This is a genomic window from Thioalkalivibrio sp. ALE12, from assembly GCF_000381105.1.
In the GTDB taxonomy this organism is placed as follows: Bacteria; Pseudomonadota; Gammaproteobacteria; order Ectothiorhodospirales; family Ectothiorhodospiraceae; genus Thioalkalivibrio.
In genome coordinates, this window is the sequence record NZ_KB905905.1 from 562034 (window position 1) to 579208 (window position 17175).

Sequence of the window (17175 nt, forward strand, 5' to 3'; positions counted from 1 at the left end):
TCATGAGCTCCCGTTCATCCACCGATACCGGCCCCCGGGCAGCACGCCCGCGGCAGATCCTGCTGCTGGGCGGCACCACCGAGGCCGCAGCCCTGGAACCGCTGCTGGACGGCCACCCGTGGCTGCACGCCACCGTATCGCTGGCCGGACGCACGCGCAGGCCCGCGCCCTCGCGACTGCCTCGGCGCACCGGCGGGTTCGGCGGCGCCGAGGGCCTTGCCGCCTGGCTGCGCGACCACGCGATCGACGCCGTGGTGGACGCCACCCACCCGTTCGCGCGGCAGATCTCGGCCAATGCCGTCGCCGCCACGCGCCACGCCGGCGTACCCCTGGCCCGGCTGACCCGGCCGCCGTGGCAGGCGGCCCCCGGGGATCACTGGCTGCGCGTGCCCGACCTGGAGGCCGCCGCCCGCGCGCTCCCCGGCCTCGGCCGGCGCGTGCTCATCACCACCGGGCGCCAGCACCTGGAGGCCTTCGCGGCCGCGCCCGAGCTGGACTACGTGATCCGCTCCATCGACCCGCCGGAACCGCCGCCGGCGCTGCCCCGGGTCACCTGGCTGCGGGCCCGCGGCCCGTTCAGCCTGGCCGATGAGCACCGGCTGCTGGAGACCCACGCCATCGACGTGCTGGTCACCAAGGACAGCGGCGGCGCGGCCACCGCCCCCAAGCTGCAGGCCGCCCGCGAACGCGACATCCCGGTGGTGATGGTGGACCGGCCGCCGGACGCCCCCGGGGTGCCCCGCTTCCACGCCCCGCAGGCGGCCCTGGAGTGGCTGGAAGGCCTCCCGCGCGTTCACCGCGACTCCGCCGACTCGACATAGCGCGGGGTGTACACATGGCGCCGGCCGGAGCGGCGCTCCAGCACCCGGGTGGAGGCGGCGCCCACGATCACCAGCGTGCTCATGTTGGCCGCCGTCGGGTCCACCTCGCCGAGGGTGGAGATCTGCACGTCTTCGCGTTTGCCGCGTCCCACCGCGGTGGCCAGCACGACCAGTGTCTCCGACCCCTGCACCTCGCGCACGATGCCCAGTGCCTCCCCCAGCTGCCAGGGACGTGCGCGCGAGATCGGGTTGTAGAAGGCCATGGCGAAGTCGGCCTCGGCCGCCAGCCGTACCCGACGCTGGATCAGCGACCAGGGCTTGAGGTTGTCCGACAGCGAAATCACGCAGAAATCGTTCCCCAGCGGCGCACCCAGCCGCGCCGCGGCGGCCTGCATCGCCGAGATCCCGGGAGTCACGTCCACCTCGACTCCCGCCCAGCGTTGCGCTTGCGCCCCTTCCAGGGCCTCGAAAACCGCCGCCGCCATCGCGAATACGCCCGGATCGCCACCCGAGACCACGGCCACGTCCCGCCCCTCGGCGGCCATGTCCAGGGCGTGCATCGCGCGCGCCAGTTCCTCACGGTTGTCCGAGGAATGAACACGGTGATGAGGGCCCGCAATCCGTTCCAGGTACGGCCCGTACCCCACCAGATCGGTGGCCGCTTCGAGACGGGCAGCGACCTCCGGTGTGATCCATTCCGGCCCCGCCGGACCCACCCCGACCACACTCAGCCGACCGACCACCGGACCGCCATCCCCGCTCATCGCCGAACCCCGCGCCCGGGGATCACGATCATCGAGAAATAGGGCACCCGTTCCGGGATCTCGGACAGCGGCAGGACCCGCTCCTCGGCAGTGCTGGCGCGTTCCACGTACCAGGCGCGCTCACTCAGCCCCAGCTCCTGCAGGACACCGACCACCGCATCGCGATGGGTCCCCACTTTCATGATGACCGCTGCATCAGTCCCCTGCAGGGCCTGGCGCAGATCGTCGATCGGCATCGTGCCCGGGATCACCGTCAGCAGGTCATCGCGCATGGTCAACGGAGTTGGCAGTTGGGCGGCAGAGGCCATCATCGAAGTCACTCCGGGCACAATACTCGTGCGAAAGCGCTCCTTGAGCCGCAGGTATACGTGCATGAAGGAGCCGTAGAAGAACGGGTCGCCCTCGTTCAGCACCACGACCGAGCGCCCGGCTTCCAGTTCGGCCGCCAGCTGCTCGGCACAGGCGTCGAAGAACTGTTCGATGCGGCGGCGGTATTCCTCGGAGCCGTGCGGAATCTCGTTGGTCACCGGGTACTCCAGCGGCATCTCGCACTGGCCGGTACCAAGGTGGGCGTCCACAATCGCACGCGCCTGACCGCGCCCGCCACGGCGGCAGAAGTAGGCCACGACCGGACTCTGTGCGATCAGCCGCGCGGCCTTCAACGTCAGCAGCTCGGGATCGCCAGGCCCGGTGCCGACTCCATACAGGCAGCCCGCCTCCGGAGATGCATTCACAGGGGAAGAAGTCTTCATATCCGGTCACTCGCAAAGGCGTTGATGGCCGCCGCGGCCATGGCGCTGCCACCGCGGCGTCCGAAGATGGTCAGGTACTCGAGGTCCAGCGGGCTGGCGGCCAGCGCCTCCTTGCTCTCCACCGCACCGACAAAGCCCACCGGGATACCGAGTACCGCGGCCGGACGCGGCGCGCCCTGGTGCAGCATCTCCAGCAGGTGAAACAGGGCCGTGGGCGCATTCCCGATCGCCACCACCGCACCCTCCATATGCGGTCGCCACCATTCCAGCGCCGCCGCCGAACGCGTTGTGCCCATACGCTCGGCAGCAGCCACCACTCCGTCCTCGCGCAGGCTGCAGATCACCGGGTTATCCGCCGGCAGCCGGGCGCGCGTGACCCCATGCGCCACCATGTTGCTGTCGCAGAGGATCGGCGCGCCAGCAGCCAGCGCCGCGCGAGCCGCCCGGGCCACGCCAGCCGAAAACCCGACGTCCTGCGGCAGGTCGGTCATACCGCAGGCATGGATCATGCGTACCACCGCAGACACCAGATCCTCCGGAAAACGATCCAGCGCCGCCTCGGATCGAATAATCGCGAAGGATTCCCGGTAGATGGCTGCGCCGTCGCGCTCGTAATCCGGTACGACCCCCGCGGTATCGCTCTGCGTCATGTTTCTTCTCCGTTATTCATCATCGCGTTGAGGCGCCGACGCAGGTCGGTCGGGCCCAGCCTGCGCAGGGCCGCGAGCATCCCGACGCGCTCTGCGTGCGTAATCTGTTCAAGCGCCGACAGGGCCGCTCGCAGCTGATCCGGTGAAAGACCCTCAAGAAGGGCCTCCCAGTGCGCCGGGGCAGATTGCAGCGACAGGTCGTAATGCCCCGCCCGCGCCGCAAGGACCACCCGGGCATTCGCGGGCCTCCCGCAGTGCTTCTCGCAGCCACTGACATGCAGATATTCGTCATCCGCCAGCAGCCCGCGGGCGGCTGTCCCGAGCATCGCGGCGTCCGCCCGAGTGAATGTCGTACCCGCCGAGCATCCCCCCTGACCGACACAGGCGCTCACCACTAGGCGAGGATCTCGTGGATCCGTTACTCCGCCCCATTCAGCCAGCCGGTCCAGGGTGATCGGCCGCGCCCCGACCAGCAGCACGCTGCGCCAGGGAGTCAGCCGCAGGCGCCCTTCTTGGCCGCGGATCTGCTCGGCCAGCCCCCGCAGGGCCTCGGCGCGCAGGGATCCGAACGGGAACGCGACCCCGAAGGCATCGCCATTCAGGCACGCACCAATCCCGGAGTCGGCGTTTTCGCTGCTCCGTGCCGCAACCGGATCCCCACCCGGAAGCACCCGCTCCAGCCCGGGAGGCGTCAGGGCCTTCGCGCCGAACCGAGCCAGTGCGCCGGGCAAACGGCCCGGCGGATCCGGATCCCCCTGGCGCAGCGCCACGAATTGCTCGAGGACTTGCAGGGCAGCGTCCACGGCCTTCTCCGGGCGTGCCCACCCAAGCACCGTCGCGGCGTGAGCCGACGCCCCGACGGCCACGCGAATCCACACGCCACCCGGTCCCGTACAGGCCTCCAGTCGAAGGTCCGCCGGCACTCTACCCAGCGGCAACCCGCCACCCGCCTCCACCAGCACCCCGACCTTCGGCGGCAGTGCGCGCAGGCGCGGGGTTGCGCCCAGTGCCCGCGCAAGTTGCCGCGCGATGGGCTGTACATCCATGGCGGCCTCCGGGTCGATATCCGTCGCTGGTGCCACCAGCACATTGCGCACCGCCTCCGCCTCGGGATCGCGATCCGCCAGACCCGCCGCCTCCAGTTCGGCCCGTGCCGTCTCCAGGCCCGGCGTGTCCAGACCGCGCAATTGCAGATTGCCGCGACTGGTCAGCTCCAGGTCACCGGAACCGAAACGCAGCGCCACCTCGGCGAGGATGCGCGCCTGCGCCGCGTCAAGCCCTCCGATCGGGTGACGTACCCGCATCAGAAGCCCGTCTCCGGTCGTCATGGGCGCAGCGACTCCGGGACACGCCCGGCGCACACGCGGATGCTCGGCACCCAACGGCTTCGGACCCCTGCTCATGACCGGATCCGCACGCCGCGAGCGACCAGGGTCCAGGCCACCCCGCCGACAACCAGGGTGGTCCCCACGAGCACCCAGAAGGTTGTGGCCCAGGCGAAGGACCCGGTCCCCAACAGGCCGTAGCGAAAGCCCTCGACCATGTAGTACAGCGGGTTCAGCGCTGCCAGCGACTGCCAGGGCTCGGGCATCCGTTCCACCGGATAGAACAGCCCTCCCAGATAGATCAGGGGGGTCAGCACAAACGTCGCCACCACGGAGGTGTGGTCGAAACTGCGCGCGTACAGGCCATTCAGCAGGCCGGCCAGGGCGAACAGCGTGGCACTGACCAGCGCGATCCCCAGAGTCGCCGCCAGGTGGTGCAGTTGCAGGTTGGTAAACGGGATCGCAACCAGCGCCACTAGCGCCCCGGCCAGCAGACCGCGGATCACCCCGCCGGTTGCAAAGCCCGCCACGATCAGCCAGGCGGGGAGTGGCGCAACCAGCAATTCCTCGATGTGCCGCTGCAGGCGCGCGCCATAGAACGCCAGCGTCACATTGCTGTAGGCGTTGGTGGACACGGCCAGGATGATCAGGCCCGGCAGGATGAAATCGGCGTAGTCGACGCCACGCATGGTGCCCAGCTCGCGCCCGACCAGGTGGCCAAAGATCACCAGAAACAGAACGGTCGTCACCACTGATGGCAGCAGGTTCTGCACCCAGGCACGCAGGAAGCGGCGCACCTGCTTGATCACCATCCCGCGGTAGGCAAATCCGTAAGCCGCGAGCCTCATGTCCCGGCCCCCTGCGATGCACTGGCACGTTCCGCGATGCGCTGCAGGAACAGCGACTCGAGCCGGTTGCGCTTGTTGCGCAGGCCCGCCACCCGGACACCGTACACACCGAGACGCTCAAAAAGCGCGTTCACCTCCATACCCTGCGGCAGGTCAATCTCCAGGGTCCAGCGATCCACCCGCCGGATCGCCAACCCTTCCAGCTCGGGGCACGCATCAAGGGGGGCGCTCAACTCGAGCACCAGGGTCTGCACGTTCAGCCCGTGCAGCAGTTCGCCGGTCTCGCCGCGCGCAACGATCTCGCCCTGATCCAGAATCGCCAGCGAATCGCACAGCGCTTCCGCCTCCTCGAGGTAGTGCGTCGTCAGGAGGATGGTCACACCATCCGCATTCAGCGCACGCAGCAGTTCCCAGGTTGTATGGCGTCCCTCGAGGTCAACCCCCGCGGTCGGCTCGTCCAGCAGCAGCACGCGCGGGCGGTGCACCAGCGCCCGGGCAATCATCAGCCGGCGCTTCATTCCGCCCGACAGCCCCCAGGCGGACTGCCGCCGCCGGTCCGCCAGGCCCACCTGTTCCAGTACCTGGCCAGTACGCTCGCGCGCCCGCCGCGGGGACAATCCGTAATAGGCCGCCTGGGCTTCAACAATCTCGCCCACCGGCTCGAAGCTGTTGAAGTTGATCTCCTGCGGCACCACGCCCATGCAGGCCTTCGCCGCAACCGCCTGTGTCGCCACGTCGAAGCCGCAGACCCGGATCGACCCGCGATCGGCCCGCACCAGCGTGGTCAGCAGTCCCACCAGGGTCGTCTTGCCGGCCCCATTCGGCCCCAGCAGGCCGAAAAAACGGCCCGCCGGGACTTCCAGGTCCACGTCCGCCAGCCCGACCCGGCCACCGGCATAGCGCTTGGCCACCGACTTCAGGGCGATTGCCGGGGCCATCATGGCGCCAGCCCCCCGGTGTCCCTGGCCAACCCGACGATGCGTCCGGCCCGATCCACCGCGCAGACCTCCAGCGCCGTGGTCTCCGGCAGCATCCCGCGCGCCCGCTTCCAGGCGCGCGCACTGATACGGTCGGCCAGCGCCACACCCTGCTCCAGGCAATCCGCAAGCGCCTGGGCGCTGGTATTCGCCGCGCGGATGCGCGCGACTAGTTCCTGGCTGCCTCCCAGATCCGCCGCCTCCTCCGCCAGCGCGTCGAGATCGATGCGCGACTTGCGGCTGTGGGCATCCAGGTGTCCGGCCGCGAATTTGCTGAGCTTGCCGAACCCCGCGGCCAGCACCACCGCAGGCAGAGGATGACGCCCCAGGTACTTCAGTGCCGCCCCGAACAGATCCCCCATCTCGATCAGCGCCATGTCGTCCAGGCCGTACTGTTCGCGCATCGCCGCCTCGCTGGTACCCCCGGTGCAGCAGGCCACACGCGGACAGCCGTTGGCGCGGGCCACGTCTATGGCCTGATGAATGGATGCGATATAGGCGGCGCAGGAAAACGGCCGGACGATGCCGGTGGTGCCCAGGATCGAGAGCCCCCCGAGGATCCCCAGGCGGGCGTTCATGGTCCGCCCGGCAATGCGTTCGCCACCGTCCACGCCGACCGTGACCCTGAAGCCCCCGCTGTACCCAGCGGCTGCAGCCAGTGTCTCCAGATGCCCCTGGATCATGCGTCGGGGGACCGGATTGATGGCGGGCTCGCCCGGCTCCAGCACCAGGCCCGGGCGCGTGACCGTCCCGACCCCGGCACCCGCCACGAACTCGACACCGGGCGCACCGCACAGATTCACCTCCACCCAGACCCGGGCCCCGTGGGTGGCATCCGGGTCGTCGCCGGCATCCTTGATGACCCCGGCAACCGCGCCGCCCGGAGTGGGTTCGAGGTCGTTCAGTGTCAGGCTCACGACCTGTCCCTTCGGCAGGATGACTTCCACCATCTCGAGCCGCCGCCCCTCCAGCAGCCAGCGTGCGCCGGCAACGGCACCGGCGGTCGCACACACACCGGTGGTCAGCCCCGTGCGCAGACGCCCGCTCGTCTCGGGCGTCTCCGGGCGCATTCCGCCCGCCGAGCTGTTCTGCTCAGCCGGTTTCATGCGTTCCCGGGACGGACTCGGCACCCTGCGTGGCGATCGTCTCGCGCAGGCGCACGACCTCGCCCGCGATCAGCAGCGCCGGCGACTGGATATCCAGATCCGCCACCCGCGCGGGGAGGTCGGCCAGAACGCCTTCGATGACACGCTGGCCCGGGCGCGTCCCCTGTTCGACCAGCGCGGCCGGCATCGCGCCGTCCGCACCCGCCGCCATCATCTCGCCACAGACCTCGGCCAGGGTATGCAGCCCCATGTAGACGACCAGGGTCTGCTGCGGATGCACCAGCGAGGCCCAGTCCAGATTGGTCTCGCCGGCACGCCGGTGGGCGGTCACGAACTGGCAGCGATAGGCGTGATCGCGATGGGTCAGCGGGATCCCTGCATAGGCTGCACAGCCACCGGCTGCGGTAATCCCCGGCACGATGCGCACTGGCACCCCGGCGGCGGCAATCGCGGCGGCCTCCTCGCCGCCCCGCCCGTAGACAAACGGGTCACCCCCCTTCAGGCGCACCACGTAGTGCCCCTCCCGGGCCAGCGCGACCATGCGATCGTTCAGATCGCCCTGATCACAACTGTGCCGCGAGCGCGCCTTGCCCACGTACAGACGCTGCGCCTTGGGGTTTGCCAGATCCAGGATCGCCTGCGGGATCAGGCGGTCGTGCAGCAGGATCTCCGCGTGCTGCATCGCGCTGAGCGCGTCCAGTGTCAGCAGGCCTGGATCGCCCGGCCCCGCGCCCACCAGATCCACGCACCCGGCCCGCCGCTCGCCGCGAAACGGGAGGGTCACCCCAGGGCGCGCACCGGATCCGATCCTGGCCACCTTGTGCTGCCCTGTACCGCTCATGCCTGGAACAGTCGCGCCGTGGCCTGCGGGTTGGAGGGGAACCAGGCATGCAGATAGGTCGCGGTCAGGCGCCCGTCACGATAAATCGCCTCGCCCTGCGACCCCGTCCCGCGCGCACGCCAGCAATGACCATAGGGCTCGAGCCCGACCTCGGAATGGGTGTGATGGAAGGTGTGCCCGCGCAGCTCGCCCTCCGGCAGCGGGGCCGCCTGGAGCCCCAGACCCTGCAGGCGGTCTGCCAGCTGGGCCTTGCCCGGCACCAGCCCGGCCATGGCCGCGGCATGACCCTCGCGATTGGCCAGTTCATCCAGCAGGTAGAGAAAGCCCCCGCACTCCGCCAGGATGGGGCGACCCGCCGCATGATGGGCCTCAAGGTCCGACTTCAGGACAGCATTGGCGGACAGCTGATCCAGATACAACTCGGGGTAGCCACCCGGCAGCCAGACGGCATCGGCCTCTGGTAACCCGTCCCCCGCAAGCGGGGAAAAGAACCGCAGTTCGGCGCCCATCTTCTCCAGCAGGCGCAGGTTGGCCGGATACATGAAAGCAAAAGCCGCATCCCGCGCGATCGCAATGCGCACGCCGGACAGCGCCGCCTCGATCGGCGCAATTGTTTCCGGATCAAAGCGCACCGGCTCCGGGAGCCCTGTCACCCCAGCCTCTTCAATCGCGGCCGCTGCCGCCTCCAGCCGCGCATCCAGATCGGCGATCTCGCCGGCCTGCACCAGCCCCAGGTGACGATCCGGGACACTCAGCGTTTCGTTACGCTGCACGGCACCAAAGAAGCGGATCGCCTCCGGGGTGCAATCCTCCAGCATCCGCGCATGGCCCGGACTGCCCACCCGGTTGGCAATCACGCCCGCGAAGGACAGACCCGGGCGGTAGGTCGACAGGCCATGCACCAGCGCCCCGAATGTCTGGCCCATGCCGCTGGCGTCCACCATGGCCAGGATCGGCAAACCGAAGGCCTGCGCCAGATCCGCCCCGGAGGGATCGCCATCGAACAGCCCCATCGAGCCCTCGACCAGGATCAGATCGGCATCCTGTGCGGCCTCGTACAGCATCGCTCGACAGGCTTCTTCCCCGACCATCCACAGATGCAGGGCGTCGACCGGATGCCCGGATGCCTGTTCCAGGATCATCGGGTCGAGGAAGTCGGGGCCGGTCTTGAACACGCGCACGCGCAAACCCTGGTTGCGGTGGTAACGGGCGATGGCGGCGGTGATCGTGGTCTTGCCCTGCCCCGAGGCCGGGGCCGCCACGAACGCCGCGGGGCAGCTCACACTCACAGCTCGATCCCCTTCTGCGCCTTGATGCCGGCCTGAAAGGCATGCTTGACCACGCCGATCTCGCTCACGGTGTCGGCCGCCTCGATCAGTGCCTTCGGCGCGGCGCGGCCGGTGGTAATCACGTGCTGCATCGGCGGGCGATTGGCGAGATCCTCCAGCACCTCGTCCACATCCAGGTACTGATATTTCAGCGCGATGTGCAGCTCGTCGAGCAGCACCAGGTCGACGTTCGGGTCGTGCAGCATGTCGCGGGCATGTGCCCAGGCCTCGCGGGCCGCGGCCACATCCTTGTCGCGGTCCTGGGTCTCCCAGGTGTAGCCCTCGCCCATCACGTGGTACTGCACCTTGTCCTGGCCACGGAAGAAGGCCTCCTCGCCGGTGGCGAACTGGCCCTTGATGAACTGCACGATGCCGACGTGCATGCCGTGCCCCAGGGCGCGCGCAACCATGCCGAAGCCGGAGGAGCTCTTGCCCTTGCCGTTGCCGGTCAGGATCAGGAACACGCCCTTTTCTTCCTGCGCCTCGGCGATCTTGCGGTCCACCACTTCCTTCTTGCGCGCCATACGCTGCGCGTGGCGTTCGGCCTTAGCTGCGTCGGTATCGTTGGTCATGTCGCTCTCTCCTGCAGTTCGTAATGGAAAAACGCGGTGCGGGTGCGGCCGGACAAGCTACTGGGCCGCCGCCCACTCGGTGTGCCGCGTTTCAAGCTCGGCCAGTCCATCCAGGATCACCGGTGCCGGGTGCGAGAAATACCCGCTTGGCAGATTCACCACCCTCACCGGGCTCGATGCGACCACCGCTCGGCAGCTGCGAGCCTCGGACCCAGAGAAGGTGAACACCACGTCGGCGTCATACTGGTTGATCAGATCGGCCAGTTCGTCGGTGTCCTCCGACAGTCTCAGGTGATGCACACCTGGCTGGTTCGCAACGACGTCGAATCCCGCGCGGGTGAAGGCATCATGCAGCCAGGTCTTCGGGCCGTACACGTAGGCTTGCGCGCTGCACGAGGACATCAGGACCGCACGCTCGCCGGAGGCCCCCACGGCATCGGCCGCCTCCTTCCACGCATCGTCGAATGCGGCGGCGCGCACCGCACCGTCGTCCAGGCCCGCAGCATCCGCAATGCGTTCGAGATTTTCGCGCACGGCATCCATCCCTTCGAAGCCGCCCAGCACGATGGCCCGGGTCCTGGCCGGCACGGTATCGGCCCAGTCATCGCGCTCGACCCAGCTCGAGGTGAACGCCAGATCCGGTTCGACGCGGCCGATCGCCTGCTCGTCCGGGTCCAGAATGCCGCCGGTATCCTCCACGTCGAGATCGTCGTAGCGGCTCGCCCCCACGATGCAGGGGGTCAGGCCCAGGTACTCCAGCGAGTGCGTGATGTACGGTGACTGGCTGACAATCCGCGGGCACTCGCCCGCTGTCGCCGTTACCGGAAACACCAACCCCGCGGTCAGGACAAGGGCCAGAAACCCGGTCCCCGGGGTCCATGGCAAGCTGCAACCGAAAGCGCGCGTGTATCGGCAGACCTGAGTGATCATCGGAAACTCCCCTTGTTAGTTGCCCGCGGGCCAACACGGTACGCAACGGCGTTCACTCGCCGATCAGGATCATGCGACCGGTGTCCGGGTCGCGGTACACCTGCCCCATGGATTCGAAGCCCGAGCCAGCCTCGCCGGCACCTTCGGGCGGGTCCGGGATCTCGCGCCCGGGTTCGATCTCGGCACCGCCACTGGCCGGCTCCAGTCCGCTCCCCGAGGCGGCCATCACCACCATCAGGCCGACGGCGAACACCAGCATGATGTCGGCCAGATTGGCCAGTGGGCCCATCGGCTCCTCGTCGGGGGCGTCGAAGCGCGAGGCGCGGTAGTGCGGGACCCTCATGCCGCTGCCTCCAGGCGCTCCATCGCAGCGTCATACCAGCGCCGCCGGAGGCGTCCGAGCAGGAAGCCGAGGATGCCGACCAGCAGCCCCAGCACCGTGGTGTTGAACGCCACCGTAACGGCCTGGGCGAGGATTTCCAGTTCGCCCCGGCCCATCGCGGCCAGCCCAGGCCCCAGCGGGATCAGCGTGCCCATCAGCCCGAGCATCGGGCCGATGCGTGCCAGCAGATCCGCCCGGTCGATGCGGCGCCGCGCGCGATAGGCCAGGCGCTCGGCGTCACCGGTGGCCTCCAGCCGCCGCACCCCCCCGGAGCGTTCGCCCAGGGCCAGCCCGAACTCCCAGACCGCCACCGCGACCAGCACCAGCAGGCCGACGATCACCGGCTCCAGCAGCCAGCGCACCACGGTGTCCATCAACTCCATCGTGATCGAGAACGACATTCGCGTTTACCTCATTAACCTTTGTTCAGCGCTTCCCACGTTCTTATGTAGGAGGCCAGCCCTCTGGCCGATGGGCCGCCGGACATACCCCATCGGCCAGAGGGCTGGCCTCCTACAGGAGACATTTCCAGCGGCGGTTATCGCCGCCGGCCTGCCGCGATACCGCCGATCAGCAGCAGGAACAGCGCGGCGGCGACCAGCCAGGGAATCCAGGGCATGCCGGCCGCGTCGTCGCCGGTTTCCTGGCCGCCCTCGGCCGCGGCCGCTTCCGGCAGCTCCTGCATCTCCCGGGCGTCCGGGTCCTCCAGCGGCTGGATCTCGGTGACACGGCTGGGGTCGGCCTCCGCCTGTGCGCGATCGATCTGCGCGGACGCGCGCACGGCCTCGAAGGCCTCGCGCAGTTCGGGGTCCTCCAAGCGCTCGGCCACCTCGTCCAGCATCGGGTGGTCGGGGCGCGTGTGCCCGCTGCCCGGCAGGCCGTGTTCCGCAACCAGTTCGGCAAAACGTTCGGACAGGGCCTCCAAGACCTCCGGCTCGGCGTCCCAGAACCCGCGACTGGCGGCCACCAGGTGCACGGCCTGCAGGTGGGTCTTCACATGCACGTTGTGGCCATCGGCGAGGAACGCCTCCAGGCCCAGCCCGTGGCGGTCCTGCAGATACACGTCATGCACCTCGTCCCAGACCCAGGAGCGGATGATTTCGGGATTGGTGGCCTGCCAGCCCCACAGGTTGTCGACGAAGTCACGGGCCATGGTGCGGGCCCCGGCATAGCCGTGATCCATCAGCGGCTCGATCCACTGCGGGTTCAGGTTCTGCCCCTGCAGCTCGCGCATCAGCGCGCGTCCCAGCGTCTCCACCTGCGGGTTGTCCGGATCGGCATGCTGCAGCACGCGGTTGTCCGGCGCCTCGCCGCGGATGCTCTCGACCGCGGTCGAGAGCCCGCCCTGGAAATCGAAACCGTCGTCGTTGTCCAGCAGGCCGTAGAGGTGCGAGGCGCGCCCGAGATAGGTGCGCCCGACCTGGCCCAGCCGGGCCTCGAAGGCCTCGTGCGCGGAGCCACCGGATTCGTCCGCCCCGTAGGCGTGGCCCATCCGGCGCATATAGGCCGCGCCCAGTTCGGCACGATCCTCCCAGGCGCCGGAACGGTCCGCGAGACGATTGACCCCGGCCCCATAGGCCCCGGGGGCGGTACCGAACACCCGCAGCGCGGCCTGTTGCCCCGCCTCGAGGCCATTGAGGCCTGCGGCGCGCAGGGCCTGGGTGTCCTCCACCCATTGTGCGGCCACGTCGTTGCGCGACAGGGGCTCGGCGCCCGGATCGCGCAGGTCCTGCCCCAGCGGGGCCAGGGCCGCCTCCAGTGCCTCTTCCAGCTCGGGGTACTCGGCAAGAATGGTCTCGAACGAGCCGTCCAGTGCGAGGCGGGCGGCTCGATCCAGCCACACCAGCTGGTCCTCGTAGAGGTCGCGGAACAGACCGGAGGTGGTAAAAAGGGCATCGCGACGGCGATCGCGCGCGGCCTCGTCGAGGTCCATGCGCTCCAGCCCCTGGACGATCCCGCGACTGTTCCAGGCCGGACGAATGCCCAGCATGTCCATGCCGAAGGCGATCATCACGCCCTCGTCGCGCACGGTATCCGATGCCCAGAGGATGATCGCCTCACTGCCATCCGCCTCGGGATCGCCGTGTTTACGGGCATCCGCGGCCAGTTCCTGACCAATGCCCCAGGCGATGCGCGTGGGCACGAGATCCGCCGCCAGCGCGTGGAAGTTGCGCCCGGTCGGCAACACCTCCGGCGTGCGGATCGGATCGTTGCCCTGCCCTGGCGGCACGAAACGTCCCTCCAGCGCTGCCAGCAGATGCGCGCGCTCGCTGGCCGGGGATCCACGCAGCTTGGCGTCCCAGTCGTCGCCGACCGCGTCGTCACCCGCCATCGACTCGAGCATCGTGTCCACGGCCTCGTCGCTCCAGTCACGCCCGAACACATGCAGCCCCAGCGGCATCTGGTCTTCCTGCATGTCCGTCAGGTAGTGGCCGATCTCGTGGACCAGCAACTCCTCGTCCATCTCCGCCAGCGGGGTATCCCCGTGATCGTGATCATGGCCATGGTGGTCGTGATGATCGCCCGAATGCCCGTGATCATCGTCGCCATGACGCGCATGAGCCTCCTGATGACCGTGTTCGTTGGCATGTTCGTGCGCTTCATCCCCGTGTTCGCGGTGATGGTCCGCGTGGCGATGTTCGTCGCCGTGTTCGTCCGCATGCACTTCGCCATGCCCGGAGTCGGATTCGTCGTGGTGCCTCTCGTGGTGCCCCTCGTGATGACCCTCGTGGTGACCCTCGTGGTGACCCTCGTGGTGACCCTCGTGGTGACCCTCGTGATGACCCTCGTGGTGATCGTCGTGGTGATGCCCGTGATCGTGATGATGACCCCGCGCCAGTTCACGCTCGATGGTCTCGGTCAGGCCGAGATCGTCGATGCGCTCGCGCAGAGTCTGGGCGGCCCGCGAGCGCGTCGCGGCATCCGGCTGCGCGGCGGCCTCGTAGGTCTCCACCAGCTGGCGCAGTTCCAGCAGGCTGTCGTACAGCTCGGTGGCCGCCAGCGGCGGGGTCAGGTGACTGATCATCACGCCCATGGCGCGGCGCTTGGCCTGGATGCCCTCGCCCACGCCATCGACGATGTAGGGATAGATAATCGGCAGGGCGCCGCCGAGGATCTCGGGATAGTCGTCCGGTGCCAGCCCCGCACGCCGGCGCGGCAGGAATTCGCGGGTCGAGTGACGCCCGACGTAGACCAGCGCATCGGCCTCGAAGTGATCGCGGATCCAGTGGTAAAAGCCGACATACTGGTGGGTCGGCGGGAAGGTGGTATTCGCGTGCAGCAGGCGCTCGCTGACCTCCCAGCCGCGCGGGGGCTGCGGGCCGATGAACACGTTGCCGAATTCGATCCCCGGGAACAGCATCTCGCCGTCACGGGTCATCGCCTCGCCCGGTGGCTCCCCCCATCCGGTCAAGCCCGGGATGCCCGTACGGACCAGGGCACGGCGCAGTTGCCGGGTCGTCGCGTGCTCGTCGTCACCGGACAACGTGGCCTCCCAGGCCTCCTCGTACTGGCCCAGCAGGTCCAGTGCCCGCTCCTGCGCTGCGTGCGGATAACTCTCCAGCATGTGGCGCAGATCGCCGACGCCGGCCTCCAGCGCACCTTGCGCGATCTCGACCTTGTCGGCGGCCCTGGCGGCCTCCAGGCGTGCCTGCAGATAGCCGATCGGGCCGTCGACCAGTTCGGCCCGGACGGGTTCCGGCAGGCTATCGAAATACGCCTGATACTGGTCGCGGTCCAGCGAGGCGACCCGGCCGGCGATCGCGTCCAGCGCATCCGCCTGTTCCGGCAGGTTCACGGCTCGATCCTGGATCATGTCCAGCAGGGCCTCGGCGTCCTCCGGCACCGCGTCGCCCAGGTCGTACCCGGCAGCCTCGAGGCGCTGCAGGATCTCCAGCAGCGACTCGGGGACATCCAGCTTGTCCGCGCCGATGTTCTGGCGACCGGGCGGATGGTTGTAGTAGACCACCGCCACCCGCTTGTCCGTGTTGTCCAGGCGGCGCAGCCGCTGCCAGCTCGCCACCCGGTCGCCCAGGGCCTCGACCCGTTCGCCGACCGGCTCGGTCAGTGTGAGGCGTACGCCCGTGCGGGCGTCCTGTTTCGGCTCGCCGGCGGTCGCCAGCACCATCGGCTGGCTCATGCCCTGCAACTCGGGCATGGCCACGTGGTAGTGGACCTTGTCCCAGGGGATGCCCTCGTGCGAGAGCCGCCACTGGGTCGCGCTCACGTCCGCCAGGCGGATCCCCTTGATCACCGGGACATCCAGCGCGCCGAAGGCCTCGGCCACCGCCTCGCGGTTGCCACCCCCGCCCACCACGAAGTCCTGCAGGCTGACGATCCCTGCCAGATCCGCCGACCCGGCCACCTTGGCCAACGTCTCGACCGCCTCGCGGCTGGCCCCGCCCCAGCGCGCGAGTACCGCGAAGCACTGGATATCCCGGGCCTCCAGGGCCTTGCAGGCGGCGTCAAGCAGCGCCCGGTCGCCCGGCCGGTCACCGGTATCCAGATCTAGCAACGCCACGGCGGGCCCGTCGTCCAGCTCGAGAGCGTCCGGATTCGGGCTGGAGCTGCCATGCCGGTAATAGCGGACGGTCTCGCGCGGATCCGGCTCCGGCACCTCGATCTCGTGCCCGCCACGCGCGGCCAGCCAGCGCATCAGCCCCTCCATATTCTCCGGCGTGCGTCCCTGGTAAAACGCGCGACCCGTCAGCCAGTCCGCCTGCTCGGGGAAACGCGCCTGCTGTTGGGCCAGGTGCACGCGCGGGTCTTTACCCGGGTCGGGGTTGGCCGCCAGTTCGGTGCGCATCTCGTCATCGAGGCCCGCAAGCACGGCCTCGCCGCCGATCCGCGACAGGGCCGTCAGGTGACGCACGCTGTTGATCGCCAGAATCGGGGCCGCCTCGGGCGGCGGGGCCTCCCGCAACAGACGGTCGAGGCGCGCGGCCTGATCCCCGAATACCGCGGCCACCAGCACCGCGTCGGCCTCGCGCCACAGCGCCGATACCGCCTCGTCCGACTGGTCCGTGAGTTGCTCCGGCGTCCGCAGGATCACCTCCGCCTGCGGATGGGCCTCCAGGAAGCGATGCGCGCCTGCGGCGACCTCCGCCGCCGAGCGATCGGAGACCACACCCACCACCAGCGGTCCCGCGCCGGCCGGAACACCCCCAAAGAGGAAAAACGCGAAAGCAATCAGAATGGAAACACGGAAACGCATGGGACTTCCCGACAAAAAGCGGCAAGGGGTCGCGAGGCGTATACCCGACACGCCAGCAACCGCTGCAATGGGAATGGGACGCCGCCAGAGCGGCGCCCGTCAGAAGAGCCGTCAGCCGCGCTGGCTGGCCGGCTGCCAGAGGACCTCGGCACCGTTTTCGTGGCGAGCGAGGACGCGGCAGAGCACGAACAGGAGATCCGACAGCCGGTTGATATAGGCCAGCGAAGACGGTCGCAATGCCTCGTGGTGGTTAAGCGCCACCAGACGCCGTTCCGCGCGCCGGCAGACGGTGCGCGCAATGTGACAGTCGGCCGTAGCGGGACCCCCCCCCGGAAGGATGAACTCCTTCAGGGCGGGCAGATCGTCGTTGAAGGACTCCAACTCCACATCCAGCCGCTCCACGGAAGCCTCCGGGAGGGCCTGGTGCCCTGGCACGGCCAGTTCCGCGCCGAGATCAAACAACTCGTGCTGTACCAGCGCGAGCGAGCGCCGCACCTCCTCCGGCAGGTCGTGGACCAGCAACCGGCCCACCACACTATTCAGCTCATCCACGTCACCAAACGCCTCGACGCGATGCGAGTCCTTGTCCACCCGCGAGCCATCCCCGAGGCCTGTCCGGCCTTCATCACCCGTACGGGTCGCAATCTTCGACAGTCGATTACCCATG

The 17175-nt window shown here is 69.0% G+C and carries 16 protein-coding genes; 1 reads left to right on the forward strand and 15 read right to left on the reverse strand.

Features of this window, described 5'->3' with window-relative positions; genetic code table 11:
• The first annotated feature begins 2 nt into the window (after window positions 1-2).
• On the forward strand, window positions 3-821 hold the full coding sequence (locus tag F614_RS0102580) for a cobalt-precorrin-6A reductase (RefSeq protein ID WP_019558197.1): 819 nt from the start codon (window positions 3-5) through the stop codon (window positions 819-821).
• Here the strand turns inward: F614_RS0102580 and cobJ are convergent.
• The 15 genes from cobJ to F614_RS0102655 form a co-directional block, all read right to left on the reverse strand.
• Window positions 794-1585, reverse strand: coding sequence for a precorrin-3B C(17)-methyltransferase (gene cobJ, locus F614_RS0102585; protein ID WP_018880464.1), 792 nt, complete (start codon window positions 1583-1585; stop codon window positions 794-796). The two genes, F614_RS0102580 and cobJ, sit on opposite strands and share 28 nt — an antisense overlap.
• Complete coding sequence (locus F614_RS0102590) at window positions 1582-2337, reverse strand: precorrin-2 C(20)-methyltransferase (RefSeq protein ID WP_038032902.1); 756 nt, start codon at window positions 2335-2337, stop codon at window positions 1582-1584. The genes cobJ and F614_RS0102590 overlap by 4 nt, the downstream gene beginning before the upstream one ends.
• Complete coding sequence (locus tag F614_RS0102595) at window positions 2334-2987, reverse strand: precorrin-8X methylmutase (protein WP_018875744.1); 654 nt, start codon at window positions 2985-2987, stop codon at window positions 2334-2336. Before F614_RS0102595 ends, F614_RS0102590 begins: the two co-directional genes overlap by 4 nt.
• Window positions 2984-4315, reverse strand: coding sequence for a precorrin-3B synthase (gene cobG / locus F614_RS0102600; protein ID WP_018878378.1), 1332 nt, complete (start codon window positions 4313-4315; stop codon window positions 2984-2986). The genes F614_RS0102595 and cobG overlap by 4 nt, the downstream gene beginning before the upstream one ends.
• Before the next feature lie 71 nt (window positions 4316-4386).
• Window positions 4387-5160 (reverse strand): ABC transporter permease, encoded by a 774-nt coding sequence (locus tag F614_RS0102605; RefSeq protein ID WP_038028170.1) that lies wholly within the window; start codon window positions 5158-5160, stop codon window positions 4387-4389.
• Complete coding sequence (locus F614_RS0102610) at window positions 5157-6101, reverse strand: ABC transporter ATP-binding protein (protein WP_018878379.1); 945 nt, start codon at window positions 6099-6101, stop codon at window positions 5157-5159. The genes F614_RS0102605 and F614_RS0102610 overlap by 4 nt, the downstream gene beginning before the upstream one ends.
• The gene (locus F614_RS0102615) at window positions 6098-7207 is read right to left on the reverse strand and encodes a cobalt-precorrin-5B (C(1))-methyltransferase (protein ID WP_018875748.1); all 1110 of its coding nucleotides are present in this window, start codon (window positions 7205-7207) and stop codon (window positions 6098-6100) included. Before F614_RS0102615 ends, F614_RS0102610 begins: the two co-directional genes overlap by 4 nt.
• A 22-nt stretch (window positions 7208-7229) precedes the next feature.
• On the reverse strand, window positions 7230-8084 hold the full coding sequence (gene cobA, locus F614_RS0102620; RefSeq protein ID WP_026280246.1) for a uroporphyrinogen-III C-methyltransferase: 855 nt from the start codon (window positions 8082-8084) through the stop codon (window positions 7230-7232).
• Window positions 8081-9373 carry a cobyrinate a,c-diamide synthase gene (locus tag F614_RS0102625; RefSeq protein WP_018875750.1) on the reverse strand — a complete coding sequence of 431 codons (1293 nt, stop codon included), beginning with the start codon at window positions 9371-9373 and terminating at the stop codon, window positions 8081-8083. The genes cobA and F614_RS0102625 overlap by 4 nt, the downstream gene beginning before the upstream one ends.
• On the reverse strand, window positions 9370-9984 hold the full coding sequence (cobO, locus tag F614_RS0102630) for a cob(I)yrinic acid a,c-diamide adenosyltransferase (RefSeq protein WP_018875751.1): 615 nt from the start codon (window positions 9982-9984) through the stop codon (window positions 9370-9372). Before cobO ends, F614_RS0102625 begins: the two co-directional genes overlap by 4 nt.
• A 57-nt stretch (window positions 9985-10041) precedes the next feature.
• Complete coding sequence (locus F614_RS0102635; RefSeq protein ID WP_026279245.1) at window positions 10042-10914, reverse strand: ABC transporter substrate-binding protein; 873 nt, start codon at window positions 10912-10914, stop codon at window positions 10042-10044.
• A gap of 52 nt (window positions 10915-10966) precedes the next feature.
• A complete protein-coding gene (locus F614_RS0102640; protein WP_018866862.1) occupies window positions 10967-11257 on the reverse strand; it encodes a DUF2149 domain-containing protein in 291 nt (96 codons plus the stop codon).
• On the reverse strand, window positions 11254-11697 hold the full coding sequence (locus tag F614_RS0102645; protein ID WP_018866863.1) for a MotA/TolQ/ExbB proton channel family protein: 444 nt from the start codon (window positions 11695-11697) through the stop codon (window positions 11254-11256). Before F614_RS0102645 ends, F614_RS0102640 begins: the two co-directional genes overlap by 4 nt.
• A 137-nt stretch (window positions 11698-11834) precedes the next feature.
• Complete coding sequence (locus tag F614_RS0102650) at window positions 11835-16508, reverse strand: cobaltochelatase subunit CobN (protein ID WP_019558198.1); 4674 nt, start codon at window positions 16506-16508, stop codon at window positions 11835-11837.
• A 111-nt stretch (window positions 16509-16619) separates the two neighbouring features.
• Window positions 16620-17174 carry a cob(I)yrinic acid a,c-diamide adenosyltransferase gene (locus F614_RS0102655; protein WP_026143076.1) on the reverse strand — a complete coding sequence of 185 codons (555 nt, stop codon included), beginning with the start codon at window positions 17172-17174 and terminating at the stop codon, window positions 16620-16622.
• Window position 17175 lies beyond the last annotated feature (1 nt).

Excerpts from the sequence above, each read along its gene's own strand:
- F614_RS0102580 (WP_019558197.1), top strand. The coding sequence starts at position 3 with ATGAGCTCCCGTTCATCCACCGATACCGGCCCCCGGGCAGCACGCCCG.
- cobJ (WP_018880464.1), bottom strand. The coding sequence starts at position 1,585 with ATGAGCGGGGATGGCGGTCCGGTGGTCGGTCGGCTGAGTGTGGTCGGG.
- F614_RS0102590 (WP_038032902.1), bottom strand. The coding sequence starts at position 2,337 with ATGAAGACTTCTTCCCCTGTGAATGCATCTCCGGAGGCGGGCTGCCTG.
- F614_RS0102595 (WP_018875744.1), bottom strand. The coding sequence starts at position 2,987 with ATGACGCAGAGCGATACCGCGGGGGTCGTACCGGATTACGAGCGCGAC.
- cobG (WP_018878378.1), bottom strand. The coding sequence starts at position 4,315 with ATGACGACCGGAGACGGGCTTCTGATGCGGGTACGTCACCCGATCGGA.
- F614_RS0102605 (WP_038028170.1), bottom strand. The coding sequence starts at position 5,160 with ATGAGGCTCGCGGCTTACGGATTTGCCTACCGCGGGATGGTGATCAAG.
- F614_RS0102610 (WP_018878379.1), bottom strand. The coding sequence starts at position 6,101 with ATGATGGCCCCGGCAATCGCCCTGAAGTCGGTGGCCAAGCGCTATGCC.
- F614_RS0102615 (WP_018875748.1), bottom strand. The coding sequence starts at position 7,207 with ATGCGCCCGGAGACGCCCGAGACGAGCGGGCGTCTGCGCACGGGGCTG.
- cobA (WP_026280246.1), bottom strand. The coding sequence starts at position 8,084 with ATGAGCGGTACAGGGCAGCACAAGGTGGCCAGGATCGGATCCGGTGCG.
- cobO (WP_018875751.1), bottom strand. The coding sequence starts at position 9,984 with ATGACCAACGATACCGACGCAGCTAAGGCCGAACGCCACGCGCAGCGT.
- F614_RS0102635 (WP_026279245.1), bottom strand. The coding sequence starts at position 10,914 with ATGATCACTCAGGTCTGCCGATACACGCGCGCTTTCGGTTGCAGCTTG.
- F614_RS0102640 (WP_018866862.1), bottom strand. The coding sequence starts at position 11,257 with ATGAGGGTCCCGCACTACCGCGCCTCGCGCTTCGACGCCCCCGACGAG.
- F614_RS0102645 (WP_018866863.1), bottom strand. The coding sequence starts at position 11,697 with ATGTCGTTCTCGATCACGATGGAGTTGATGGACACCGTGGTGCGCTGG.
- F614_RS0102650 (WP_019558198.1), bottom strand. The coding sequence starts at position 16,508 with ATGCGTTTCCGTGTTTCCATTCTGATTGCTTTCGCGTTTTTCCTCTTT.
- F614_RS0102655 (WP_026143076.1), bottom strand. The coding sequence starts at position 17,174 with ATGGGTAATCGACTGTCGAAGATTGCGACCCGTACGGGTGATGAAGGC.